Genomic DNA, 24941 nt, shown 5'->3' on the forward strand with positions numbered 1-24941 from the left:
GTCCATCATGACCCACCATTCTTGCTGAATTTCTTTCCTTTCATATTCTCTTAAATATTCCTTCAAAATACCGTCTTCAACTAGGATTATGGCCCCGATTTTCGTATAATTCGCGGATATTCCGTCATGTGGACTAGTGGTCGAGAGAATGAGTCTAGCAGAACAAATTATGCCGGAGGATTATATTTTTCCTCCAAAGCCTGCGCCGTTAACTAAGCAGGAACAAGCCGAATATAAAACCAGAATTAAAGCGTTGTTAAAAGAAAAGAACGCGGTTCTGGTTGCCCATTATTATACAGATCCGGAGATCCAAGCTCTGGCTGAGGAAACCGGTGGCTGTGTTGCAGATTCACTGGAAATGGCACGTTTTGGTGCCAAGCAAAAAGATGCCGATATGATCATCGTTGCCGGTGTACGCTTTATGGGTGAAACCGCCAAGATCTTAACACCAGAAAAAACCGTTGTTATGCCGACTCTGGCAGCAACCTGTTCACTGGATGTGGGTTGTCCTATTGACGCGTTTTCTGCGTTTTGTGATCAACATCCTGATAGAAAAGTTGTTGTATACGCGAATACTTCAACCGCAGTGAAAGCGCGCGCTGACTGGATTGTGACTTCGTCTTGCGCACTTGAAATTGTTGAGCACCTGGACTCAGAAGGTGAGAAGATCATCTGGGGACCAGACAAACACTTGGGTTCTTACATTCAAAAGAAAACCGGTGCGGATATGATCATGTGGAACGGTGCTTGTATCGTCCACGACGAGTTTAAAACCAAAGCGCTGAAAGACATGAAAGCCCTGCACCCCGATGCGGCGGTGTTGGTGCACCCTGAGTCACCAGCCGAGATCGTTGACCTGGCAGATGCTGTGGGTTCAACAAGCCAGCTGATTAAAGCGGCGCAGGAAATGCCTAATCAGAAGTTCATCGTTGCGACTGATCGCGGCATTTTTTACAAAATGCAGCAACTGTGTCCTGAAAAAGAGTTCTTTGAAGCGCCAACGGCGGGCGAAGGGGCAACTTGTAAGAGTTGTGCTCACTGTCCGTGGATGGCAATGAACGGCCTTAAAGCCATTGAAGAAGCGCTACTAGACCCAAGCGGTAAAGAAGTCTTCGTAGATATGGACCTACGAGAAGGTGCATTGCGTTCATTGAATCGCATGCTGGACTTTTCAGCAAGCTTGCAAAAATAAGCTAAGTTGCTTAGTAACTAAGCATTTGGCTGGGTTTTTACAAAAAATACTTGCTAAAGCGGTAAGCTTTTCATAGTATTAGCGCCGCACCCAAGCGGTGCTACAGCGCGGAGAGATGGCTGAGTGGCTTAAGGCGCACGACTGGAACTCGTGTATACGTTTATAGCGTATCGAGGGTTCGACTCCCTCTCTCTCCGCCATTCCAAATTTTAAAAAGGCGTCCGGTGGACGCCTTTTTGCGTTTTGCTTCTTTATATAAATACACATTGTCAGACCCTTGTGGTGCTACACTTGGTAGTACACACTTGGGTGAAAAGCCGTTACTATAATCAGCATTAATCGAGTCTGCGAGTATCTAATGCAAGAAGAACTGCTCAATTCAGTAATCAAAATAACAAAAACAAGAGACATAGATTCGCTCGAATACAGTCTGCTATCGACCATTCAGGAACTGGTAGGCTGTCAGCATCTGTGTGTGTATAAGAATTTTAATACTCAGGAAGATCTCGCTGTTGAACGAAGCATTGGTTTGACTATGCATGGTGAGCGGGAGTTTGAATGGCTCGACAGACAAGTAATTGAACAGCCTCAGTCTGAATTGATCTCCTGTTTGCAGTCCTCCTGCATTATCACGGTGCAAAATGCGGATGGTATAGAAAAACGCTGGCTGCCTATCAATATTCATGAAACACCGGTTGGTGCAATTGAAGTGCACTCAGGTGGCCTGAACAGTAATGAACAGGTACTTCTGAATGCCTTTGTACGCATCTACGAAAACTATCTGACCATATTGCACGAAAATGAGCGGGATAAGCTCACAGGCCTGCTGAATCGTCAGACCTTTGAGAAAAAGCTTAAGCAGCTGCTTGAGAAACAAGTGATCAAGCAAAATCGCCATATTCGTGATGAGCAGGATCCGCGTACTTTCCACCAGGGGGCCACATCCTGGCTGGCGATGATAGACATAGATCATTTCAAGCAGGTCAATGATAACTATGGCCATGTTTGTGGGGACGAAGTTTTACTGCTGGTTGCGCAGAAAATGCAGCAGTTCTTCCGCTCAACCGACTTGTTGTTCCGGTTTGGTGGAGAAGAGTTTGTGCTGGTGTTTGAGCCAACCGATCAGGCCTCTATCGAGGCAAAGCTGGAGCAATTTTTAACGCTTATTCGCAATACCCACTTTCCATTTGTAAAAACCCTGACTGTCAGCGCGGGACTGGCGCGGATCAGCCCCTATGACTTTCCGATTAATGTATTAGAGAATGCAGACAGGGCGCTATATTACGCCAAGGAAAACGGTCGTGATCAGGTCGCGTTTTTTGAAACACTGTTGAATGCCAATAAACTGGAGCGCCATGACGAAGGCTCTGGGATTGACTTGTTCTGAGCCGACAGGACACCCTGCGGTAATGGCAGCCTGTTACCGCTTTCTCTCTTGCTATTCCTCTGGTTAGCAACGCTTTCAGCCACGTTGCTATTACCCAGTGAAATCTCTTACACTGACCAAAGTCCAAAACCCGCTTAAAAAGCCCGAGACATCATTATGTTGCACATAATCCAATCAAATCGTATGGAAGCCCTTCAAGCACAGTTTACAACCTTGTTGAAGCAGGCACCGCTTGAGGACCCCTTTGCTAACGAAATTGTCTTGGTACAGTCTCCGGGCATGTCTCAGTGGCTTAAAAATGGCTTGAGCCGCGATATCGGCTATGCGGCACAGGTTGAGTTTCCACTGCCGCTCAGTTTTATCTGGCAGCTGTATCAACAGTTTTTACCAGATGTGCCCAAAGAGTCACCTTTTAATAAAAACAACATGAGCTGGAAGCTGTTTACCTTGCTACCCCAGAAGCTCAGTAATCCGCTTTACGAGCCGCTGAGAATGTATCTGGAAGAAGGCAGTGATCAGCCACAGAGTGGCCTTAAGCGCTTTGCTTTATGTGAGAAAATTGCCGATGTATACGACCAATATCTGATGTACCGGCCAAACTGGCTGGAACAATGGGAGCTGGGCAAAGATACGCTGGAAGATGTCGATGTAGGTATTGCGCCCTGGCAGCCGGACCTGTGGCGGGCACTGGTCGAACATACTCATAATTTAGGACAAAGCCCTTATAACCGGGCCAATATGCATCAGCAATTACTGGCAAAGCTGGCGGATGCTGACATCACCAGCTTGCCCCAGCGGATCAGCATATTTGGTCTTTCAGCCATGGCGACTAACCAGCTAGAGATATTCAATGCCCTCGCCCAGAAAATCGATGTATTGCTGTTTTTCTTTAATCCCAGTGAACACTACTGGGGTGACCTGGTTGATGAGAAAACCCAGGCAAAGATCCTGGCCAACTATCAGGTAAGGCCGGCACTGGATGCTCAGTTGCAAAAACACGCTGGTGAGGGCAGTTACTACAATACCGGTAACCCCTTGTTGTCCTCCTGGGGGAAGCTAGGTCGCGATTATCTTGAGCAGCTGCTGCAAACCGATGCGCGCTGGCTGGATGGCTTTATTGATCAGTTTGATGACAGCCTGTTGGCCCAATTGCAGCAGGAAATCTATCAACTGGCGTTTAAAGGTGAGTCTCTGGTTGATGACCCAAACTGGTATGTCAGTCCTGAAGGGCAGCTGACCATCAAAAAGGATGACAGCTCTGTACTGCTATGCGACTGCCACACGCCATTGCGCGAAGTCGAGTTGCTGCACGATCATCTGCTGACGCTCTTTCATGACGACCCGGCATTGACGCCAAAAGACATCATAGTGATGATGCCGGACGTTGGCACCTACAGCCCCTATATAGAAGCAGTGTTTGGCAGTGCATCTGGGGCGAGAAAAATCCCTTTTGCACTGGCCGATATGAGCATAGAGCAAGAAAAGCCGGTGCTGAATTCTTTCGTTACACTGGCGGGGCTGCCTTTTAGCCGTTTCAGCGTGTCCGATATCCTCGATTTGCTGGGCGTTGAGCCCATTGGCAAGCGTTTTGGGGTAGAGCAGAGTGAGTTTGTACAGATCCAGACCTGGCTTCAGCAGGTGGCTGTCAAATGGGGCTTAGATGGCCAGCATAAGCGCGATTACGGGTTGCCGGAGATTTCATTGAATACCTGGCGGCACGGGCTACAACGTCTGCTGCTTGGCATTGCCAGTGCAGATGAACTGACAGCATACAATGAGATATACCCGGCCGATGCGGTAGAAGGCATGGCTGTGAACACCTTGAGCAAGCTAATTGCCTTCATCGAAGCGCTGGAGCAGGCGCGAGAGCAGCTCTTAGCAGCAACGCCATTGGACGAGAAGTGTAACGTGCTCAGACACATGCTGGCAGACTTTTACGATCAGGACACCGAACAGAGCTGGGATCTGATGCAGTTGCATAAAGTCATCGACGAGCTGGAAAAACACCATATTAATGGCGACTTTGCCGGTCCGGTTGATGCCAGGATCGTATTACATCAGGTTCGCCAGGGGATCAAAGACAAAGGGGTGGGTCAGCGCTTTTTGGCCGGGGCAGTAAACTTTTGTACTTTGATGCCAATGCGGGCCGTGCCGTTTAAAGTTGTCTGCCTGCTTGGCATGAATGATGCCGATTATCCGCGCCAGGTACAACCGATTGGTTTTGACCTGGTACCGTATTCACGGCGCCGTAAAGGAGACCGCTCACGTAAGCTGGACGACCGTTATCTGTTTCTGGAGGCACTGCTCAGTGCGCGTGAGCAACTTTATATCAGTTATCTGGGTCGCTCTTGTTATAACAATGAGCCGCAGGTGCCGTCCATTTTGGTGAGCGAGTTATGTGAATACCTGGACCGGGCTTTTTGCTACCAGGATGACAGCCTCAAGCCCAGTGAGCAGCTTTACCGCCAGGCACCTTTGCAACCATTTAGCAGCGAGCATTATCAAAGCGGCCCATTACACAGCTTTAACCCCAACTGGTGTCCATCTCAAAGCGAGCAACCAGCTGAATTAGCACAGCAATCCACTGAGCAAGCGATTGCACTTGAGCTGCCAGACGAGCTGGAGTTACCGGACTTTTTGCGTGCCTGTCTGGCACCGCAACGCTGGTTTTATCAGTATACGCTGGGCGTCAGGTTAGTGACGTTAGAGGAAGATACGCCCGACAGTGAGCCATTTGCACTGGACCCTCTGACGCGTTATCAGTATCTGGACGAAATCTTACACAGCGAACTGAGCGACACACCGCTGCCCGAGGCGCAGCTACTGCAACGTGCCCAGTTACCACAGGCCAATGTGGGTGTGGTTGAACTGCAAAAGTTAAAGGGACGCGTAGCGGCTATGTCAGGACGCCTGAAAGACGTGATGGGTGAGCCAATGGAGCCGGTGGAGGTATGTGTGCAAATTGGCTCAACGCGTCTGCTTGGCTGGCTGGGAGACTTATACCAGGGCAAGCAAATATTTTATCGTACGGCCAGTATCAAAGGCAAAGACAGGATCCGAGGCTACCTGATGCACCTGATAGCCAATTGCGTGACACCCAACACAGAAACACACATTTATGGCCTGGATGAGCAAGTCGTTTTTCTGCCAGTCAGTCGTGATGACGCACAGGTTCAGTTAGCTAAGTGGCAGGCTTTTTATGCCCAGCTTATCACCCGCGCAGTACCCTTCTTTGCGGCCACCAGTTATGAGTTTTGTAAAACTCAGGATATGAGCAAAGCACTGAACAAATTCCAGGGAGGCCAGTACATCGGCTTTGGTGACAGTGAAGATCCGTATGTGGCACTGAGTTTCCCGTCATTGCAGGCCTGCGAAGCGGAGTTTACACAGTGGAGTAATGAACTGCTATCCCCGCTTATCGACCTTGCACAGGAGTCCCGCTATGAAACGGCTTGATCCCCAAACCATGCCCTTGTCGGGCCATAACCTGATTGAGGCCAGTGCCGGAACGGGTAAAACCTATACTATCACGGGGCTGTATTTACGCTACCTTCTGGGGCTTGTTGATGCACAGAGTCAGACTACCCCGTTGAGTGTTGAGCAGATCCTGGTCGTTACCTTTACAGACGCCGCGACTCAGGAGATCAAAGACAGGGTCCGCAAGCGCATAGTACAGGCTCGGGATGCTTTGCTCGGCGGCGGTTGTGACGATGCGCTGATCAGTGCGCTACTGGCGCAAGTGGCGGATCAGGAAGCGGCTTATCACTTGCTCGATGCCGCAGCGAAATCCATGGATGAGGCTGCCATTTTTACCATTCATGGCTTTTGTCAGCGCATGCTTAAACAACATGCGTTTGAATCTAACCTGAGCTTTAATCTGGAGTTTATCCTCGATGACAGCGAGTTGTTTAATGCCGCTGTAGAGGACCACTGGCGACGCTTCGTCTATCCTCTGGATGCGGATAAAACTGAGTTGGTGTTGTCGCATTTCTCTCATCCACAGGCACTGGCAAAGCGCCTTTATCCATTGCTTAAACGCGGTGATGCCCGTCTGTCGCCTGAGCTGGACCTGGCAGTTGTGCTGGAGCAAAGAGCTGAGTATCAGCGCCGGGCGACAGGGTTTAAACAACAGCTGCTAAACTCTGATTTTTTCCAGGTATTGCGCGACAGTGGAATTTCAAAGAGCAAAGCGCCGGGACGCCCGGCCAATATCCAGGCGCTGATCGACTATTGCATGGGCGACGACTGGTACTTTGAATTTGGTAGCAGCAAGCATTCGTTTGCCTTATGGGGAGAGGCTCAGCTGAGCGACCCGAAAAACTATACCAAAACGGGTAAGCCGATTGTCCACCCGGCGCTGGGCTGGTTTGATGAGATGGCGCAGCTGCACCAAAATGTCTCCAAAGGATTACCCATTGCCTTGTTGCAGCATGCACTGAAAGAAGTGCGCGCGCTGATGAGTCAGGCAAAGCTTGAACACAGCCTGATCTCGCCAGACGATCTGCTACAAAACTTGCATCAGGCATTACATGGTGCGCAGGCTGAGACGCTGGCTAAAAAAATTGCGCAGCTGTATCCGGTTGCGATGATAGACGAATTCCAGGACACCGACCCCATTCAGTTTGGCATCTTTTCTCGCATCTATGGCACTGAGGGCGCCCAAGGCCTGACCATGATAGGCGACCCCAAGCAGGCCATATACGGTTTTCGTGGTGCGGATATCTTCACTTACATTGGTGCGAAACATCAGGTGGATGAAACTCGCCAGTTTACTTTGGATAAGAATTATCGCTCGGCCCGGCGCGTGGTCAGTGCAGTGAATGCCATTTTTACCGCGCAAGCCGACAGTTTTATCTTTAACCGCGACATTCCGTTTATTGAGGTCGACGCTGCGGGCAAAGATGCCGACAATACCTTTACTCTGGATGGCACTGAGCCTGCGGCATTGCAATTCAATGTGCTTGAAGATGAGGACGCGCCAGTTACCAGCAAAGCCAGCGCCTATCCACAGCTTGCCGAGGGCTTCGCGGCGCAAATCGCACAGTTGCTGACCCAGGCGCAGGAGGGCCGCGCCCGCATTGGCAAACGCCCGGTGCTGGCGGCGGATATTTGTGTACTGGTTCGGGATCGCGTTGAAGCCAGTGTGATAAAACAGGCGTTACAAAGGGCTGGCGTAAGTAGTGTTTATCTGGCCCGGGATAGCGTGTTTTCGCAGCCTGTCGCGCTGGCTGTCTGGCAGTTACTGCATGTTGTACATGGCAGTTATGATGAAGCGGCATTACGTGGTGTGCTGGCCGGTCCCTTGTTCGCGCTAAACGAGCAACAGATCTTTGCATTGCGTACTCAGGAAGGACAGTGGCAGCGTTACCTGATGCAGTTTGCCCAGCTTAAACAGCTGTGGTATCAGCAAGGCGCAATGGCCACTCTGGAATCTTTACTGGTCGACAATCAACTGGTTACGCTGTGGCAGCAGGCAGGTCATGAAGTTGAGCGCTGGTTGACGGATTACCGACACCTGGCCGAGTTGTTACAGCATAAACAGATAGAGCTGGAAGGCACACACAGGGTGATGCGCTGGTTGCAAGCTCAGTGTGCCAACCCCAGCTATGAAGGCACCCAGCTGCGCCTAGAAAGCGATGCCGATCTGGTCAAAATCGTCACTATGCACGCCTCCAAAGGGCTGGAATATCCGCTGGTCTACATGCCGTTTGCCACCGCATACCGCGAGGCCAGTGAGGTGATATATCACGAAAATGGTGAGCTGGTGCTTAATCTGGATGCGGACGATAACGCACAGCATAATGCCGAGCGTGAGCGTCTTGCAGAGGATATTCGCCTGCTGTACGTGGCACTGACCCGGGCAATCCATTTTTGCAGCCTGGGCCTGTATAACCTGCCTCTGGGGCGTAGTAAAAAGCCTGGGATCCAGCAGTGTGCTCTGGGGCATGTGTTGTTCGACAAGGATAAAATCACAGACGCAGCCCAATGGCATGACCAGCTTCGCGACCTGTGTTCACGCCATGAGGGGATGGCGTACGAGGTGTTGCGCATAGCGCCTTGTGTGTATCAGGCGCAGCATACCCAGGAAACACAGTTGTTGCATAGTCGGCCTGTCGAAGTAGCGATTGAGCAAAACTGGCGAATGACCAGTTTTAGCCAGCTGAGTTACCATGAAACCAGCGCAGAACGCCCGGTGGGCGCACTGGATGAGAACCACAAAATTGACCTGCCCGAGCCGAGCGTGATCAAACGTTTTACCCCTTACACTTTTGTTAAAGGTGCGCGCGCCGGTAGTTGTTTACATGAGATCTTTGAGCAGATTGACTTTACCGCGCCCCATGCACCTGCCCGGCCAGACAAATTGACCTTAGCTGAAGCAACTCAGGCTTGTCTGGAGAAGTATCATCTTGATACCGTGTGGCAGGAAACCGTAGAGCAGTGGATCCTGGGATGTCTGAGTGCGCCTCTCAATCCGCATCCGGAGCTGATGCTGAGCCAGCTGAGCGTCTCGGATTGCCTGGTGGAGATGGAGTTTCAGTTACCACTTAAGCGCCTGTCCTATACCAGATTAAACAAATTAATAGCGCAAATCACAGGTGCGCCGAGCCATTTACGCTTTGATGAGGTACAGGGCATGCTCAAAGGCTTTATTGACCTGATCTTTGTCTGGCAGGGGCGCTATTTTATTCTCGACTATAAATCAAACTACCTTGGGGACGCGGCGGCGGATTATCAGGCCGATAACCTGGCGCTGGCGATGAGCTCGCATCAGTATCATCTTCAGTACCTAATTTACTCTGTGGCCTTGCACCGGTTATTAAAACATCGCCTTGCGGATTATTGCCCGCAGCGGCATCTGGGGGGGGTGTACTACTTGTTTTTACGTGCTTTACCGGATGGGGCCGGTTGCTTCTTCACCCAACTGGACGAAAAGACTTTGCTGCAACTGGATGCCTTATTTGAGGCGGGAGAACAAGAATGATGCAGGACATGTTTGAATTCCCGGCGGAGGAGCTGGATCATCAGGCCTATATTACCCTACTGATCCACACCCGACGTGTGCGAGCCGCCGATGTGGCGCTGGCAAAGCTTTTGTGCCAGGGGCAGTATGACGCGGTATTTTACCTGGTTTTATTGTTGCAACGAGCAGAACAAAGTCAGCACACTTGCTTGTTACTGGCTGAGATTGACTGGCAGAATCCATTTTCTTTAAGCGCGGACGATATGAGTGCTGGATCGGACACAGTGTCAGAGGCTCAGCATTTGCCATACACCCCGTTTGGTAACCCTGACATGGCGTTGGCAGCGTTGAATTCGCATCCGGCGGTGGGCGAAGGGCGGCCGTTGCGGTTATTTGCCGGGCGGCTATATCTGGGGCGTCTGGCGGACTATGAAGCCTACCTGAGTGACCGCTTTCAGCAGATGGCAGAGCAACCGATACAGCAAGATGCAGCGCAGTTGAGCGCCTTGCTGGACCAGTATTTTCCGCTCGACAATGCTCAGGATGTAGATTGGCAAAAGGTTGCCTGCGCCATGGCTGCATCCAGCGGGTTTTGTGTGATCACCGGAGGCCCCGGAACTGGCAAAACCACAACGGTTACCAAGTTACTGGCGATTTTACAGTCCCTGTATACGGCTGCACCACTGAGTATTAAGCTGGTGGCTCCGACAGGCAAAGCGGCAGCCAGACTCAGCGAGTCTATCATTGGTGCGAAAGGGCGGCTCTCGCTGCCGCCCGAGTTGGCTGCGCTTATCCCGGAGCAGGCCCAAACTATTCACCGATTGCTTGGCGTGATCCCGAACACCAACCGCTTTATTCATCATCAGCAAAACCCGCTGCATATCGATTTGTTGATAGTGGATGAAGCCTCTATGGTTGACCTGGCGCTGATGAATAAACTGGTCAGGGCGTTGCCGTCGCATGCCAGGCTGATTTTGCTGGGTGATAAAGACCAACTGGCTTCGGTTGATACCGGCAGTATATTGAGTGACTTGTGTGGTCATCTGAAACTCGGAACGCAGCCGGCATATACCATGGATCGAGCGGCTTTTTTAAATCAAGTCTGTTTTGCCGGGCGTGATGTGCTAAAGGGCAAAGCAAGCCGTTATGCACTCGCCGATGCCACAGCATTTTTGCAGCAAAGTCATCGCTTTAAAAGTGATAGCGGCATTGGTCAGCTGGCCTTTGCGGTTAACAACAACGATCCGCAGCAGCTGCAACAGGTGATCAATCACGGATACAGCGATCTGAGTTTTTACGGACTGGGTGTGGATCAATATAACGCTTTGCTTGAGCGGGCGGCGGATCACTACAGCCGATACCTGGAGGCTATCCAGAGTCACAGTGAGCCCGAAGAGGTGCACGCGTTATTCAGTCAGTACCAGCTGCTTGCAGCGGTCAGAGAAGGGCCTTATGGCGTCGCAGAGCTCAACAAGCGTATCGAGCAGAAACTTGCTCAGCGCAGTCTGGTCGCGCCGTATAGCCGCTTTTACGCCGGTATGCCGATTATGATCACGCAAAATGACTACCAGCTTAAACTGTTTAATGGCGATATTGGCATTTTATTACCTGATGCACAGGGCCAGCTTTATGCAACCTTCATTGATGAGCAAAGCACAGTGCGACACTTTTATCCCGCAAGACTGCCCAGCTTTGAATTAGTGTATGCCATGACTATCCATAAGTCTCAGGGCTCGGAGTTTGATTACACGGCATTGATTTTGCCTCCAATCCAGCGCGCCGGTAAAGGTGTGAACCGTCAGCTGGTTTACACAGGCATTACGCGAGCAAAGCAACACCTGGAGCTCAATTGCCAGCCGCAAGTGCTGCAATTATCCATGCAAACCGAGGCAGGACGACAATCAGGAATGGCTCATAGGTTACATATTGGTTAAATTTGTGTTTTTATCTTGTTTGTTTTTTTCTTTGGGCTACAGTTGTAAATAACGGAGATGACAGAGAGTGTTCATCTGCGTTAATAACCCAGTGATTTATGCCGCCACTCACCTGGCGGCATTTTTATTGCGTGTAAATGTGAAGAACTGCGGCCTTATCTTGTAACAGTGTTGACTTTTTCAGCGGATTACGGCTTTATAAAATAAAGTAATTACTCAAAAGAATAAGAACGATGAAATCACTTGAGCAACACCTGATCAACTATGCTTTGTATCACAGAGATAAACGCAATATTGCAACCCACTTTGTGGGTGTCCCTTTAATCGTATTTGCTGTGGTCTGGATGACATTTGTGCCATTGGGCGCGTTCTTTCAGGTCCCGGTCAGTCTCTCTGCCTGCTTAATTTTGCTGGTTAGCATTTATTATCTAGCCTTGTCGCCGACATTGGGCAGCTGGATGATAGCGTTCCTGTTGCTATGTCAGGGGGGAGCTGGTTATGCATTTAGTGCGATGGCCCAGGCAGGGGTCGATGTGGTGTGGTTTTATGTTACGGGGCTGACATTGTTTGTTGTTGGCTGGGTGGTCCAATTTGTTGGACATTATTTTGAAGGAAAGAAACCGGCTTTTGCAGACGACCTGATGGGGTTACTGATAGGTCCGCTATTTGTGATGATGGAGCTACTTAACAAAGTAGGGTGTTTTAAAGCCCTGGAGCAGCAGATAAATAATGAGGCCGGTCCGTACCGGCCCTGAGTTGTTGATACCCGCTTATATTGAGATGCGGGTTTCCAGTTGGCATCCTTTAACAATGGTAATATTCTGACAATTAAGGCGAATTTTACCATTGTTGGTTTCCAGCACGTAGGCTAGCTCTGGTGCTCTATCTCCGCCTGCCTCAGTTAGTTGCTTACGGGCGCGGTGCACCATGATATTCATATGATTGGTTTGCACACCAAGTGCCTTGGCGAGGTCTTCGCGATAAAGCCAGCCCTGAGACTCAATGTCCATCCCATTTTGCTTATCGTCAATCCGGGTTCTTGCCAGCAGTAACATCAGGTAGTGGTGTGTGCGGCAACCTAAGTCAATTTCCTGACCTTCAAGCTCCAATGTTAAATCCGTTTTTTCCTCGTCCTGGCTCACACTAAAATTGAGTGCAATGGGTTTTACAATCGGCTGATTGTCCAGGTGCTTGGTCATGGTGGAGGTATTGGCACAGTAAAACAGCCATTGTTGACCAAACAGGGAAACTACGCCGCCATCAATCAAAGCCTGGCGGTCTGAGGTGTTTAAATCTTCCAAAAACCAGTAATTGAGCAGGGCATCGAAATACACGATATGGCTTGCTTCCTCGTCATTGGGCAACAGGATCTGGTTCTCAAGTTCAATGACTTCATTGGCATTGGTTTGCGATACCAAATACTGGCAATTGGCATTCAGGTTAGCCACGACGTAGGAGTTTTGCCCCGGGGCTGCAAAGTCAATTTTGTCATTTTCGGAGAGCTGATACGGGAGGTTTTTATCAATCTTTTTATCATTGATCCAAATGCCGTTTGTACTGACATCGCGAATTAGCCAGGTATTATTGGCGTGTTCTATGATGGCATGATGTCGGGATATACCGGGCTTATCGACGAACGTATCCACATTAAATTTGTAACGCCCAAAAGTGTGATAACTTTTCAGGTAAATTTTTTCCAGTTTCTGTTCATCGATTAAATAAGCCATAAAATTTTCCTAACTTTCCGTATAAGTGACGCACGCGAATTTGCTTTTCGGTGGAGATTCTACCTTGTTGAAGGCACTATTTCCTTAGTTACCTTCAATTTATAAAAAGAACCCGCCGCAGCGGGTACTGTTATTTCAGGAAATATTCACAATAATAATCGACCTGAAACAGGCAATTATCATGTCCGGGCAAAGACAATTGCGAACACTATCATTGTAACCAGAACACAGGTATCTCGCCATTACAGCAGATTACACCGCGTAACCTACTCCCTTGCATAAAACACAACTATGTTCCATATTTTTACTAGAGTGGCATCACAAGGTTCGGTCGCAGCGCCGGCAGCGGAGGGGATATGAGTGAATATAAATCGCTAAAAACACTTAAATTAGAAGGGGTTTATCAGTTTTGTGATTATTCTGATGCAGAGCCGCTGAGTTTATCGAGTCCTGCCATCAAAGTGATCACCGACTTTGCCAGACGTCAGCCTCAGATGATCCAAAAGGACGTCGACATAGATCATGCCGTTTATATGATGTTAAACGGCCATGTGCGCTCAAAGCTGGTTGTTGATCATGACGATACCTTTCTTGGCGTGGTTAATTCAAAAGACTTGTCGGGTCGGCGGGTTTTGTCCATTGCCCAGAAGCGGCAAGTATCGCGCAGTGATTTAACGGTTGAAGATGTCATGACCAAAAAACAGGACTTACATGCAATGCGCTTTACCACCGTTGCTAAAGCAAAAATAGGGGATGTCTTAGAGACGCTGAAAGAGCTTGGTCAGCAGCATGTTTTATTAATGGACGAAAAAGGGGGCCTGAGGGGGATGATTTCGTCGTCAGATATTGCCCGAGCCTTGCATGTACCCGTGAATATCTTTCAAAAAGCACACTCTTTTAGAGATATCTTTGAAATCATTCACGAGCACGGGGAGTTGATGGCCTAAATTACCTTTAGGCTACTTTTGGGCTGCCAGGTAGGCGATTGCGCCTTCGATAGCAGCAACCTGGCCATCAATACAATTTTGCGGTGTTGTATTTGGGCTGTCCGGATAAACCTCGGTGGTCGTGACATAGGGCGCATTAGTCATGCCCATACACAAACCAAGGTGCGTGGCGTCGTAGTTGATAACACCAAATTGTTCTACCGGTACGCCAATGAGCGCATTATGCTCATCCGCTTGGGCAATATGTGTTACCTGTTGTACGGCATGAATGATTGCCTTTTGAAATGCAGCTTGTGGTTTCTGGGTATGACCAACCAGATAAAATCCGTCCGGAATATTCCAGTTATGATTCACTTTGCCATCGCGCGCAGCCAGTGCCGGTCTAAATTCGCTGTTGTCTGTGTCTGTGGTTTCATGCAAGTCGATATGCAGGGCAATGGACGCCTGATATTGATTGACGTAATCCATTGCAAGCTGTGATTCCTGAGCAGGACTGTTCGCATAAAAAGAACGGTTAGGGTCTACTGCTTCTGGGTTCCAGCGGTTGATGGTTTCATAACCCCAGGGACTAATACAGGGCAGTATCAGTAGGTTGAACTGACCCTCGAAAGTTTGAGCATGTTGCTTTGCAAACGCCAGTGCACCAAGCACGCCACTGGTTTCATAGCCATGTACCCCACCAGTCACCAGTACCACTGGCAGATCTGCATGCCAGTTGGCAGATTTCAGTGCATATAGCGGATATTGGGTATCGTAATTGAGTACACCATATTGCTCAACTCGCAAGTCTGCTTTGAGGGCATTGATAAGCGGTTCAATATCTTCGAAGTAGTCACGCTTTTTGGTTTGTGTTGCGAACCACTGCTGTTTTTCTGCTGCTTGCCAAGGTTTGCCGGCTTGCCCTATCGGGTACTGATCAGTCATAACATGTCTCTTTTGTCTTGATATTTGCATGCTAATTTGATTGTGGGTCAAGGGCAAGAGGGTTACGCCAGGTAACCCATATTTTTCAGACGCTGTTGTTGCTCTTTGCGTATTCTGAATGCCAGCAGTTTAATAACTCCGTGACTGGTCTTAACATGAGTCATCGTCAGACCAATATGGTTAACAAATTCAATAGATTGAATATTTTCAGCAGGAACGTAACGTTGGCGGCCGGTCAGACTGAAAAATGATAGCCCCTGGTTGCACAGTGTGACGCGTTTGTGTCCCGCCATACTCAGTAGTAAGTGAATAACCAATGCAACAGTTACAACGCTGGCTATCGCGATTTGTACGGTGGCCAGAAATGACAGGTTGAGTTCAGTAAACAGTCCCGCCAGTGCCAATAACGCAACAACGAAAACACCAACTACGCTGTAAAAAGCCGTATTTACTTCCAGTTTTAATTCATTCATTACTTGTTCCTAATTTGACATATTCCCGAGAGGCAAGAAATTTAGGAGAAGAAAATGGAAGAAATATGAATGCCCGAAATTAAAACGGATAATTGCGATTTTAGGGTTGAAGTATATGCCAATCGTCAACCAAAGGGGTGATAAAGCCACACTGCCGATAAGCCTGGTAAATGAATTTCTGTGCTTTGAGTTTTGCCAAACCAAGTTGCAACGCGGCACGGGCCTCTTTTGCGTATGGATGATGCCTGGAGACCACAAAATGTCGGCTGTCTTGAAGTGCGACTTTAATACCTTCGACAGCTTCTATTCGGTATCCTGGACCTTCATAGAAAAAAGGACGAGTGTTGTTAAACGAAACCAGCATGGCATCAACCCAGCCGTTGCTGACCAGCTTCGCCATGGTGATCCAGTCATCTTCGTGGTGCAACTGTTTGGGGTTCAGTGCTTTCAGGGTGACCCAGTCAACGAGCCAGGCCTGACTGCTTACGATACTGACCTGGCTCAGATCCGTGGAGATCTTGTTTCGTAAAGATGCTCTATTGGTTCTGGCTGTATAGATCCCAGCAAAATACGCGCCTTTTTCTATTATCGGTTCAGAAATATAGACATCCTCTTTAATCGTATGTGCCTGAGACAGCCAGATTGTGTCAAAGCTCATTAGCAGCAACCCGGATTCCAGCAGTTTAAGGTTCCTTGCATCATAGTTTCCGAGCGTAAAATGAAAGGGATGCGCAAAGCCTCCTTCTAACAGGGCGCGCTGTGCGATCAGAAATTCAACGACATCGCGCTGACATTTGGGATGATTGAAAATTTCAGCTGAGAATTCAGCAATGGGTTGATCGGCCAGTATTTCCTTTGCGTATTCATATATGTCTTGCTCTATTGAAATTGAGATTCGTGCGTGCGCGGGCATTACCAAGCTCAAAAAAAGTAGTAGTTTCAAATATAAACGATTCAGCCAAGACATAGCGACTTCCTGTAAGTACTAAGGCTAGTCTAGTTCACAGCCTATCAGTTGACTATTTTTAAAGTGACAACCCGAGTTTTGTAGAATATGTTTGAATGCTATGGGTGCTGTTGTTTTTGTCAGCACCTGGGCGTCAGGTATCTTAAATGGGTCAGGTGGATCGGCGCAGATACCTGTGTCTTGATTGGTCGGCGTTATCTCAATTACAAGGAAACCAATATGAAATTTGAACAACTGTTGAACCACTTTGATATGGGAATATGTGTGGAGCAATTGCAAAAAGAATCCTTGTTGGATATTGCGTTGCTGTTTGTTTGTATCGATGAAAAGATTGAAACCGAGGAAATGGAGATTGTTCGGGATTGGGCAAATACGCTTCATTGGAACTCTGCCATTGCACTGCAGGACTATATGGATGATGCTTTGGGTAAGTGCCTGATAGCGATTAAGCAAGATGAGACAGAGTGTTTTATTCAGCACAGATTGAGTCACATTGTCGATAAACCCATGCGTGAGCTGGCAGTGTCGATAGCCCACAGGATCAGCGAAGCCAATGGCGAGGTTTGCGACAGTGAAAAGCGTGCATTGGCTATGCTGGAAAGCGAGATATAGGGAAGGTCCCCTATATCTGACTGCAGATAAGTGTTTACTTAAGTGCGTCCGCTACTTCGGCTATCTTCTGTCTGAGCCAGATGTGGCTGGCGTCGCGGTGTAGCAGCGGACTCCAGATCATATCCAACTCAAATGGCGGAATAGGAAAAGGTGGCTCCAGTATCGCCAGGTTTGGGTCGTCACTGTAGATATTCGCCGCTTTTGATGGCAAGGTTGCAATCAGGTTTTGCTCTTTGGCAAGGTGAATGGCAACGTGATAATTTCGCGTAAATGTGGCGATGTTACGGTGTTTGCCGAAGTGGGCTAACGCTTCGTCTACCCAGCCCAGCTTTTGTACATCCGCTGGATCCATCCCGACACCGACTCCGAAGCCGGTTTTACTTACCCAGATATGCCGGGCTTTGAGATAAGCATCCAAATTAAAATTTGCTTTGATCGGGTTATCCGACTTAATCAGGCAGCAAAAGCTGTCTTTCCAGATCCGTTTGTGATGAAAAGACTGAGGTAAGTTTTCAAAGCGGTTGATGGCCATGTCAACCTTACCATTTTCTACATCGTGAAAAGTCACGTCACTGGGCGTAAGGATGTCGAGTGTGGTATCCGGCGCTTCCATATGCAGTTTATTAAGTAGCTTAGGAGCCAATGTACTGGCTGCGTAATCACTGGCCATGATACGAAATACGCGTTTACTCTGCCGGGGATCGAATTCGCGGTTAGGTGCTAGTGTTTCCTCCAGTGTCATCAAAATACCACGGATCACAGGCTGGAGTTCGAGTGCCCGCTCTGTCGGGACCATGCCCTCACTGGTACGTACAAGGATCGGATCGTTAAACAAGTTTCTGAGCCGCTTCAGGCCATTACTCATTGCAGGCTGGGTAATACTCAGCTGGTTTGCCGCACGGGTGACGTTACATTCTCGTAATAGTGTATCTAGGTAGACCAGTAGATTCAGATCAATTTTGCTTATGTTCACTGTGTTCCTTTATTATTTTATGTGTCGATAGAAGCGCTGTGAAGCAGGGTAGGGATAAATCTGTTTAACCACATGGGTTTGAATATCCCGCTGCGCCTGTTGCCAATACTCCACCTTTAATAAGGCTTCATGCGAGTGTTCAAACACCGCTCTGAGTTTAGGGTCTGTGAGAACAAATGTACACAGCTGCTGAGGAAATACGTCATTTGGGGCTGCTGAGGGTTCGGCCACCCCGCTATATAAGTCCTCCAAAGATGGACTTGGCATGGGCCTGAAGTTCATGTCAGTCAGATATTGAACTTCATCATAATCATAAAAAATGACTCTGTGATGCTTGGTAACACCGAAGTTCTTGAGCAGCATATCCCCCGGGAAAATGTTTACACTGAGCATTTCCCGGATGGCATGGCCATAGTCTTCAATCACTTTTTTGGCGGTTTGTTCATCAGCGGTTTGTAAAAAGAGATTCAGTGGCGTCATACGGCGTTCAATATACAGATGTTTAATCACCAGATAATCCCCTTCGTCTCGTAAGCTGTTGCTGATTGTGGCTTTGAGCGTTTCCAGTAATGACGGGGAAAACTTCTTTTTGGGGATCACCACCTCAGAATACTCTATGGTGTCGGCCATACGACCTACACGGTCGTGACTTTTTACCAGCTGATAGCGTGCCAGTACGGTATCTCTGCCAAACGGCTTACTTTCGGCGAAGACATCTTTGATCACTTTAAACACAAAAGGGAAATTGGGTAAGGTAAAAACCATCATGACCATACCAGGTGTGCCGGGGGCGATTGTGAAAACATCCTCACTATGTTGCAAGTGAAACAGAAAATCACGATAGAATTCGGTTTTCCCCTGCTTATGAAAGCCGATGGCATTGTAGAGCTCTGCGGTGGTTTTATTCGGCATTAATTGTTGTAAAAAGCCAACCATAGCGGAAGGGGCATGGGTTTCAACCAGAAAGTAGGCTCTGGCAAAGCCAAAAATAATCCGCATCTGCGCACTTTTTGTCAGCAGCGCGTCGATATACAAGCCGCCCTGTGGGTGGTGTAAAAGGGCAATAATAAAGGGTTGTACGCCCGATTTAGACACGACCCGGCCAACGATGTACGCCCCTTTGTTACGATAAAAAGGCGCTGTCAGGATATCGAAACGCAGCCCGTGATGACTATGGTGTGTACTCGGTGCCTGCTTAATGAAGGCTTTTACCAGCAGTCTAATGTCTTGTTCCAGGTCGCGAAAGCCACATTGCAAGTCCATGTGCGAGATCATATTGCGGATGGTGGGTTTAAGTCCCGAAATAACCGGGAAATAACTGCGAAATTCGGCCTCAATAGGTAACGTTGTTGGTTTTGTCAGGGTTGTTTCAACAAAGATAAAATCATTTTTGTAGTAGCGCCGGTGAAACAATCGACAAAACACAGAGTTAAAAAAGGTTTCAGCCAGCTCCGCTTGCGGGTGAAAAGACAACAGCTCTGCGTAATGTTGCTTAACTTGATGCCACAATGCTTCGTCTGGGGTATGTTGTGGCGTATGCTTTTTTAGCTCAGTGACCGTGTCGTTAACACGTGCATCATAGAGGCTGATCCTTTGTTTGCTGATCTGCTCGATTTCGCCCCATTTCTGCAGTGCAAACGCCTGTGGCGCGCGTGCGGTTATCTGCTGAAATAACGCGTAATGCGTATGGAACCCGGACAGAATATGTTGTGCAATTGTTTGAACCTGGTAACTCATCGGACCTCCTAATCTGCCGAGTTACTCTAGCGCATAAATGTCAGGCGCTCAACCACAGATTTCAGGCACTCAATGAGCGTCATAAGCACAGCTACTCTAATCGCTTGAGACGTTTTTCCAGACGGGCTATTTCTTTATTAAGCAGCTTTACCTCTTTGAGGTAGGCGGTATTGATGGATTTGATATTACGTTTGACATCTTTGAGCGTTTTGGCACGCTCACTTTTCTCCATCAGACGGGAAATTCGCCGTTGCTCATCCCGGGTTGCCTCGTCTCGTTTTCTGCCCAGGATTGCAGCCTGATGCTTTTTTGCCCTGAGTGTTTTTTTTAACCTGAGTACCATTTGCTGGCGCTCAATGTTGTTCAGTGTTTTAGTGTGTTGGCCATCGGGCGGGGGGGCTTTAGGATCTGAGTGGCTCAAAGTATGCTGCTCAGCATTGGCCGCGCACGGATGTTGGCTGTACACTATGGTCTTGTTAGTGACACATTTGTAGTAGCTGAAGGTTGTTTTTGCCTGGCCGAGTATGGGCAAAAGCAGCCCAAAGATGATGATAAATACCTTCATAGCAAGTGCTTCCCTGAAACCTGTATATACATTTCAAGATAGTAAATTTGTTCGATATCGCAAGTGTAAAGACGGACGCCGTGCTACTTAGTAGCCGGCGTCTGGTTGAATTGCTTAAGACGCTTAATACTTTGGATTAAGAAAGGAACATCCAACTTCTGATCCAACGTAAAGCCTTCTTTTGCAGAGATTTGTTTATAACTACCATCCTGAGCTATCAGTGTGATGCGGTCCTTTTTGTATGCAACCAGCACGCCGCGAGAGTAGTTGACGCCTTCATTGAGCGTGTCGGTTGCTATGTTGTTGCCCAACATACTCGCCGTTGCGAGTGCGCTACACTGGAAATGCTCGGCTGTGATTGTCGTCAGCACATCACTGATTTGGAACAGTTCAGAATAGCCTGCAAAGGCCGGGATATTGGTATAAAAACGAGTGGTGGTCACCATATCTGAACTTGCAGGCTCGACAATGACGACGGTGGGGGTGGTGTCTTCATTAAAAGCAGGGCTTTGCGTTTGGTACGATACCCGCACATCGGCACTCTTGGTGTCGTCAATATAAGCAAATTTGTCCAGGCCAGTAACGGATAAAGACAGGCGGCTCGACCACACCGGCGGTACTCTGTTGTCCATCAGCGGCCGTTTATAATAGGCTGGCAGAGCGTAGAGCAGGTTAAACTGAAAATCCTCCGCCAACGTGGGTACAAGCAGCTGTTCGGAGCGATGCCAACCAAGTTGCATCAGGCTTATATCGGTTTGTTCAGAGAGTGTTTTGACAATATACAGGTTGACCGCTGTATCCTGAGCTGGGCATGACGCCAGTGAAGCTGGTGGATGATAGCTTACTTCGTTAGGCCCGACATTCAGCGATCTTGCCTGATTATACTTTTGCATATCGAGCAGTTCATGCCTGGCAAGCAGCGTCTTAGCCGTTGTTGGGTAGGATAATGGCAGTACATTGTCTTGCATGGTAATGTCGAAGTAGCTATTGGCATCTGCCCAGATGTGCATAATATGGCTGGTTGCAAAGCAAGTGACCAGTACCGTGCTGGCGAACTTTGGAAAGGCGTAGCTTTTTAATCGCTCCAGGTGGCGCCAGGCATGATTGCCAACGATAAGCTCAAACCCCAAAATTGCGGCGATCATAGCTAGTACAATCAGGCTGTTAACTGCTGGGGAGCCACTGATGGTTTTCCAGAATAGGGATAGTATCTCTGGCAATGCCTGAAGATTTAAATGGTATCCGAGCTGGAAATAGACGAAGGCGTCGACACTGAGCACGGTAATGCCCAGTGTGGCTATGCAGGCAGCCATGCCCCGAATATGCCTTGGATAGGGAAATATCAGGCTGAGTGGAAAAATACTCAGTACAAACACACAAAAAGTGATAAAGCTGGTATGACTAAGCCAAGTGACTAGCATGTAGATCCAGCCAAGCGTAGTTGTGGGGGCTTTATCAGCGGCCAGATAGCTTAAGGTGATGAGTAATACCAAGCCGATGTTGGCAAAGGTAAACCAATGTCCCCAGCTTAATAGCTGACTGGCCTTTGAAGAAAAAGGGCTGTGCGAAGAAAGATTCATTCAGTTACTTTACCGACTGAGTCAACGCCTTGGCAAAATTTTCAGCAACCGCTTGTCTTTTCTGTTCTGGCACATGCTCTTTAATGATGTGCGTGATAGAATTTCCTAAACACATTAAGCTTAAATCAACGGTTGCCTGATTCTCTGTCAGTACGTTTAACAGTTGGTCGACAATTTGTTCTACTTGTTCGTTGGAATATTTTGACTGGATAGGCATCGGTTGGTTCAAATAAAAAGAGTTATAATTCTTTCTATTCTAACACCAGAGGCGTTAAAAACAAAGATGAGCATTGAGGTGAACAAGCTTGTTGTACACTATGTCGACAAGCAAGACGAAGAAACACAAATTCATTTACGCGAAGATGAGATGCAGATTAATGATAGGGTCGCGGTATTTATCGAGCAGCTCCATCACGCCTACAATGGCAAGCCCGGAAAAGGCTTTTGTGCTTTTGATCCCGATAAAGACAGCCGCGTTGCCTCAGCAATGCAAAGCTACCGCAATAATGAGCTGGCCTTTTGGCATCTTACACAGCAAGCAACCGAAGTGTTGAAAGAAGAGTTGAACAAATATGCGTTCAACGAGACCGGCTATCTGGTGTTTTGTCATTATCAGTATGTTGCCAGCGACTATTTGTTGATAGCCATGATCAACATCAAAGAGCACTACTCGATTACCTCTGAGCTGGACCTGGCGGCATCAAGACATTTAGATATTTCGCGTATGCAGCTGGCGGCACGTATAGACCTGACAGCCTGGGATACGCAAGCGGACGAAAACCGCTATATCTCGTTCATTAAAGGCCGTGCGGGCAGAAAAGTAGCGGATTTTTTCCTCGATTTTCTGGGCTGTGCTGAAGGCATTGACCCTAAACAGCAGTCGCAGACTATGCTGCACGCGGTAGAAGACTACCTGGCTGAACAACAGTTTGGTAAAGAAGAGAAAGACGCGATCCGCAAAGAGGTCTTTGATTATTGTAATGACTGTATCAATAGTGGCGAAGATGCCGATGTCGAATCTTTGTCAGACACAGTGTCTAAGTCTTCGGATGTTCAGTTTGAAGACTTTTATAAGCAACAAGGCTATGAGCTGGAGGAGTCATTTCCGCTGGATAAAAAGACGGTCACTACGATGGTTAAATTCTCCGGCCTCGGTGGAGGCGTTAGCGTGGGATTCGAGCGCAAGCACTTAGGTGAGCGGGTATTATATGACCCGCAAAATGACACTTTAACCATTAAGGGTGTGCCGCCAAACCTCAAAGATCAGCTGGAAAAATTCTATCAAGAAGACAGTGAGTAAATTAAAAAGGGCTAACTTGTGTTAGCCCTTTTCGTTAAGCCGACAATAGGGATTGTTCAGCTTAGGATTTGCCGGTCACCACAAACTGCGCCAGTTGAGTGCCTAGTTTGTTTGCCAACTTAGTCATGGCGTTGCTTCTGGCCGTATCTTTATAACCCGATGCTGCTTTCACTTTGGTATTAAAATGTGCCTGCTCTTCGCCGTTTTCCATTACGACTAAGTAGCTCTCAGCCACACTGTAAAAAGTGTTAGCCTTGCTCATGTCCTGCCAGTCTACGGTAAACTTTAGGGTAAAGTCCGCCTCACCGGTGGTGACTTTGATCCCCTGAGAGCTGAGCGCTTTTGCCAGGATATCGCGGACCTTGCGATGTGCAGGAGTGTCACCCTCGATACTAAAGCTGATGCTATTAATGACTGCATCCGCTTCATCTTGCTTAGCGCGAACAGCGTCAGACAAGGCGATTGGGGCAGCTTGCAGCTGTGTCAGATAACGATTCTGCTTGCTGCGTTTGACTAACAGCTCTTTAAGCGCGACGGCCTTTTTCAACTGCCCAGACTTACCGCCACCAGTTGCCAATCTGAATTGGGCAATTTCTTCATCGAGTGCACGAATGGTCAACTCTGTTTGCATGGCGGCTTCGGTGCGGTTAAAGACTGCTAATGCAAACGCTGTTTGCTGATCTGCACTGATGTATTCATCTTCAATTTTAACCCCCTGCAAATGAATGTCAGGCACCTGAGAGTTAATCAGCTCATCGACGTGAAACTGCATTGACTTCTCAGTGGCAGATTGCTCAATCCGGGTATTGGCTGAGATGGTTACATTGAGCTGTTTAGCCAGAGCAAGTCTGGCTGACTCCTGTGCTGCCAGTTTGGCCTGCTGCAAGTCACCGGTATTTTGCGCACTGCCAACACCATAAATCATGTAGCTAGAACTGGGCATGGCAGTGATCCATGCAGGCTTAGTATCAGCAGGTGTCTGGCTTGCGTTATTTGCGCTACAGCCGCTAAGAATTGCGGCTGTTAGCAAAGTGGCAAGCAGCGGCTTAGAAGCCAAAGCGCGAGCGCTCCTGCAGTTTTTGAATTTTCTTCTGTCCATTCCATACCTCACGGTTTGTGGTCATATCGATCAATCTCAGGTCGACCTGATAAAAAGTTACGCGATCGCCGCCTTGCTCGTCAACGAATGAGTTGATGGTGCCTGACAGGGCATAATCCGCACCTTGTTCCTGACCCATCTCATTTTGTGTCTCGAGGCTGGCGTTAAGCTCCTGATCTTTCCTTTCGTCGCGGATCTCCTGACGAACATCTTTGTTTGCAACAAAGTCCGCCTGGCCGCTGCGTAAAATTGAACGTTTTAAGTCATTTAAAAAGGTATCAACCGCAATATGCTGATGCGACTTGTTGCGTACTGACTGGATTATAATAGCAGGGCGAGTGCCTTCTTTTTGTAAGTGATCGTTAACCCATGGAAAGCTCAACATATCGTTGATCATGGCCTCTGCAACCAGTTGCGAGTCCTTACCGTTCCACTTGTCAGAAAGAGCAACCTCTTGATTTGCATCTACTCTTTGTACTTTTGTTGACGAGCAGCCAGTAATAGCTAAGCTACATGCAACAACCAAAGGAGTTAGCTTTAAAAGTGTGGTTTTACAGTTCATA

20 protein-coding genes and 1 tRNA gene are annotated in these 24941 nt (G+C 48.2%); 10 read left to right on the forward strand and 11 right to left on the reverse strand.

Annotated elements, in window-relative coordinates; genetic code table 11:
- Window positions 1–148 precede the first annotated feature (148 nt).
- The 7 genes from nadA (at window position 149) to TW77_RS15575 (ending at window position 12229) form a co-directional block, all read left to right on the forward strand.
- Window positions 149–1192: a quinolinate synthase NadA gene (gene nadA / locus TW77_RS15545; protein WP_046005902.1), complete on the forward strand. Its 1044-nt coding sequence runs from the start codon at window positions 149–151 to the stop codon at window positions 1190–1192.
- Between the two features lie 109 nt (window positions 1193–1301).
- Window positions 1302–1392 (forward strand) — tRNA-Ser (locus TW77_RS15550).
- 158 nt (window positions 1393–1550) lie between these two features.
- Entirely contained in the window at window positions 1551–2579 is a 1029-nt protein-coding gene (locus TW77_RS15555) for a GGDEF domain-containing protein (RefSeq protein WP_046005903.1), read from the forward strand.
- Between the two features lie 156 nt (window positions 2580–2735).
- Complete coding sequence (recC, locus tag TW77_RS15560) at window positions 2736–6035, forward strand: exodeoxyribonuclease V subunit gamma (RefSeq protein ID WP_046005904.1); 3300 nt, start codon at window positions 2736–2738, stop codon at window positions 6033–6035.
- On the forward strand, window positions 6022–9561 hold the full coding sequence (gene recB / locus TW77_RS15565) for an exodeoxyribonuclease V subunit beta (RefSeq protein WP_046005905.1): 3540 nt from the start codon (window positions 6022–6024) through the stop codon (window positions 9559–9561). Before recC ends, recB begins: the two co-directional genes overlap by 14 nt.
- The gene (recD, locus tag TW77_RS15570) at window positions 9558–11474 is read left to right on the forward strand and encodes an exodeoxyribonuclease V subunit alpha (protein WP_046005906.1); all 1917 of its coding nucleotides are present in this window, start codon (window positions 9558–9560) and stop codon (window positions 11472–11474) included. The genes recB and recD overlap by 4 nt, the downstream gene beginning before the upstream one ends.
- Before the next feature lie 233 nt (window positions 11475–11707).
- Window positions 11708–12229, forward strand: coding sequence for a DUF962 domain-containing protein (locus TW77_RS15575; protein ID WP_046005907.1), 522 nt, complete (start codon window positions 11708–11710; stop codon window positions 12227–12229).
- Window positions 12230–12244: 15 nt separating this feature from the next.
- Here TW77_RS15575 and TW77_RS15580 read toward each other — a convergent pair whose 3' ends face one another.
- Window positions 12245–13201 (reverse strand): FHA domain-containing protein, encoded by a 957-nt coding sequence (locus tag TW77_RS15580; protein WP_046005908.1) that lies wholly within the window; start codon window positions 13199–13201, stop codon window positions 12245–12247.
- A 356-nt stretch (window positions 13202–13557) separates the two neighbouring features.
- On the opposite strand from TW77_RS15580, the gene TW77_RS15585 reads away from it, so the two are divergent.
- On the forward strand, window positions 13558–14148 hold the full coding sequence (locus TW77_RS15585; protein WP_046005909.1) for a CBS domain-containing protein: 591 nt from the start codon (window positions 13558–13560) through the stop codon (window positions 14146–14148).
- Window positions 14149–14160: 12 nt separating this feature from the next.
- On the opposite strand, the gene TW77_RS15590 is transcribed toward TW77_RS15585, so the two are convergent.
- The 3 genes from TW77_RS15590 to TW77_RS15600 form a co-directional block, all read right to left on the reverse strand.
- Window positions 14161–15072: a M14 family metallopeptidase gene (locus tag TW77_RS15590; protein ID WP_046005910.1), complete on the reverse strand. Its 912-nt coding sequence runs from the start codon at window positions 15070–15072 to the stop codon at window positions 14161–14163.
- Window positions 15073–15134: 62 nt separating this feature from the next.
- Entirely contained in the window at window positions 15135–15545 is a 411-nt protein-coding gene (locus tag TW77_RS15595; RefSeq protein WP_046005911.1) for a hypothetical protein, read from the reverse strand.
- 100 nt (window positions 15546–15645) lie between these two features.
- Window positions 15646–16458, reverse strand: coding sequence for a hypothetical protein (locus TW77_RS15600; protein WP_046005984.1), 813 nt, complete (start codon window positions 16456–16458; stop codon window positions 15646–15648).
- Between the two features lie 273 nt (window positions 16459–16731).
- On the opposite strand from TW77_RS15600, the gene TW77_RS15605 reads away from it, so the two are divergent.
- Window positions 16732–17124 carry a hypothetical protein gene (locus TW77_RS15605; RefSeq protein WP_046005912.1) on the forward strand — a complete coding sequence of 131 codons (393 nt, stop codon included), beginning with the start codon at window positions 16732–16734 and terminating at the stop codon, window positions 17122–17124.
- Between the two features lie 34 nt (window positions 17125–17158).
- Here TW77_RS15605 and TW77_RS15610 read toward each other — a convergent pair whose 3' ends face one another.
- From TW77_RS15610 to TW77_RS15630, 5 genes are all read right to left on the reverse strand, one after another.
- Window positions 17159–18097 carry a LysR family transcriptional regulator gene (locus TW77_RS15610; protein WP_046005913.1) on the reverse strand — a complete coding sequence of 313 codons (939 nt, stop codon included), beginning with the start codon at window positions 18095–18097 and terminating at the stop codon, window positions 17159–17161.
- 12 nt (window positions 18098–18109) lie between these two features.
- Window positions 18110–19834 (reverse strand): bifunctional isocitrate dehydrogenase kinase/phosphatase, encoded by a 1725-nt coding sequence (gene aceK / locus TW77_RS15615; protein WP_046005914.1) that lies wholly within the window; start codon window positions 19832–19834, stop codon window positions 18110–18112.
- Window positions 19835–19925: 91 nt separating this feature from the next.
- Complete coding sequence (locus tag TW77_RS15620; protein WP_046005915.1) at window positions 19926–20399, reverse strand: DUF4124 domain-containing protein; 474 nt, start codon at window positions 20397–20399, stop codon at window positions 19926–19928.
- Window positions 20400–20482: 83 nt separating this feature from the next.
- Window positions 20483–21979, reverse strand: coding sequence for a DUF3413 domain-containing protein (locus tag TW77_RS15625; RefSeq protein WP_046005916.1), 1497 nt, complete (start codon window positions 21977–21979; stop codon window positions 20483–20485).
- A gap of 4 nt (window positions 21980–21983) precedes the next feature.
- Window positions 21984–22196, reverse strand: a complete 213-nt coding sequence (locus TW77_RS15630) for a DUF1414 domain-containing protein (protein WP_010382154.1) — start codon at window positions 22194–22196, stop codon at window positions 21984–21986.
- Between the two features lie 66 nt (window positions 22197–22262).
- On the opposite strand from TW77_RS15630, the gene yejK reads away from it, so the two are divergent.
- Window positions 22263–23279, forward strand: a complete 1017-nt coding sequence (yejK, locus tag TW77_RS15635; protein ID WP_046005917.1) for a nucleoid-associated protein YejK — start codon at window positions 22263–22265, stop codon at window positions 23277–23279.
- Window positions 23280–23340: 61 nt separating this feature from the next.
- On the opposite strand, the gene TW77_RS15640 is transcribed toward yejK, so the two are convergent.
- Window positions 23341–24336: an LPP20 family lipoprotein gene (locus TW77_RS15640; RefSeq protein ID WP_052713219.1), complete on the reverse strand. Its 996-nt coding sequence runs from the start codon at window positions 24334–24336 to the stop codon at window positions 23341–23343.
- Window positions 24326–24940 (reverse strand): penicillin-binding protein activator LpoB, encoded by a 615-nt coding sequence (locus tag TW77_RS15645; protein ID WP_046005918.1) that lies wholly within the window; start codon window positions 24938–24940, stop codon window positions 24326–24328. The genes TW77_RS15640 and TW77_RS15645 overlap by 11 nt, the downstream gene beginning before the upstream one ends.
- Between the last annotated feature and the right edge of the window lies 1 nt (window position 24941).

Origin of the sequence: Pseudoalteromonas rubra, from assembly GCF_000967655.1 — a bacterium.
GTDB classification, from domain to species: Bacteria; Pseudomonadota; Gammaproteobacteria; order Enterobacterales; family Alteromonadaceae; genus Pseudoalteromonas; species Pseudoalteromonas rubra_A.

Coding starts and splice junctions, on each gene's coding strand:
- TW77_RS15575 (WP_046005907.1), top strand. CDS start 11,708: ATGAAATCACTTGAGCAACACCTGATCAACTATGCTTTGTATCACAGA.
- aceK (WP_046005914.1), bottom strand. CDS start 19,834: ATGAGTTACCAGGTTCAAACAATTGCACAACATATTCTGTCCGGGTTC.
- TW77_RS15630 (WP_010382154.1), bottom strand. CDS start 22,196: ATGCCTATCCAGTCAAAATATTCCAACGAACAAGTAGAACAAATTGTC.
- recB (WP_046005905.1), top strand. CDS start 6,022: ATGAAACGGCTTGATCCCCAAACCATGCCCTTGTCGGGCCATAACCTG.
- yejK (WP_046005917.1), top strand. CDS start 22,263: ATGAGCATTGAGGTGAACAAGCTTGTTGTACACTATGTCGACAAGCAA.
- recD (WP_046005906.1), top strand. CDS start 9,558: ATGATGCAGGACATGTTTGAATTCCCGGCGGAGGAGCTGGATCATCAG.
- TW77_RS15605 (WP_046005912.1), top strand. CDS start 16,732: ATGAAATTTGAACAACTGTTGAACCACTTTGATATGGGAATATGTGTG.
- TW77_RS15645 (WP_046005918.1), bottom strand. CDS start 24,940: ATGAACTGTAAAACCACACTTTTAAAGCTAACTCCTTTGGTTGTTGCA.
- TW77_RS15620 (WP_046005915.1), bottom strand. CDS start 20,399: ATGAAGGTATTTATCATCATCTTTGGGCTGCTTTTGCCCATACTCGGC.
- TW77_RS15600 (WP_046005984.1), bottom strand. CDS start 16,458: ATGCCCGCGCACGCACGAATCTCAATTTCAATAGAGCAAGACATATAT.
- TW77_RS15590 (WP_046005910.1), bottom strand. CDS start 15,072: ATGACTGATCAGTACCCGATAGGGCAAGCCGGCAAACCTTGGCAAGCA.
- TW77_RS15580 (WP_046005908.1), bottom strand. CDS start 13,201: ATGGCTTATTTAATCGATGAACAGAAACTGGAAAAAATTTACCTGAAA.
- TW77_RS15585 (WP_046005909.1), top strand. CDS start 13,558: ATGAGTGAATATAAATCGCTAAAAACACTTAAATTAGAAGGGGTTTAT.
- TW77_RS15625 (WP_046005916.1), bottom strand. CDS start 21,979: ATGAATCTTTCTTCGCACAGCCCTTTTTCTTCAAAGGCCAGTCAGCTA.
- TW77_RS15555 (WP_046005903.1), top strand. CDS start 1,551: ATGCAAGAAGAACTGCTCAATTCAGTAATCAAAATAACAAAAACAAGA.
- recC (WP_046005904.1), top strand. CDS start 2,736: ATGTTGCACATAATCCAATCAAATCGTATGGAAGCCCTTCAAGCACAG.
- TW77_RS15595 (WP_046005911.1), bottom strand. CDS start 15,545: ATGAATGAATTAAAACTGGAAGTAAATACGGCTTTTTACAGCGTAGTT.
- nadA (WP_046005902.1), top strand. CDS start 149: ATGAGTCTAGCAGAACAAATTATGCCGGAGGATTATATTTTTCCTCCA.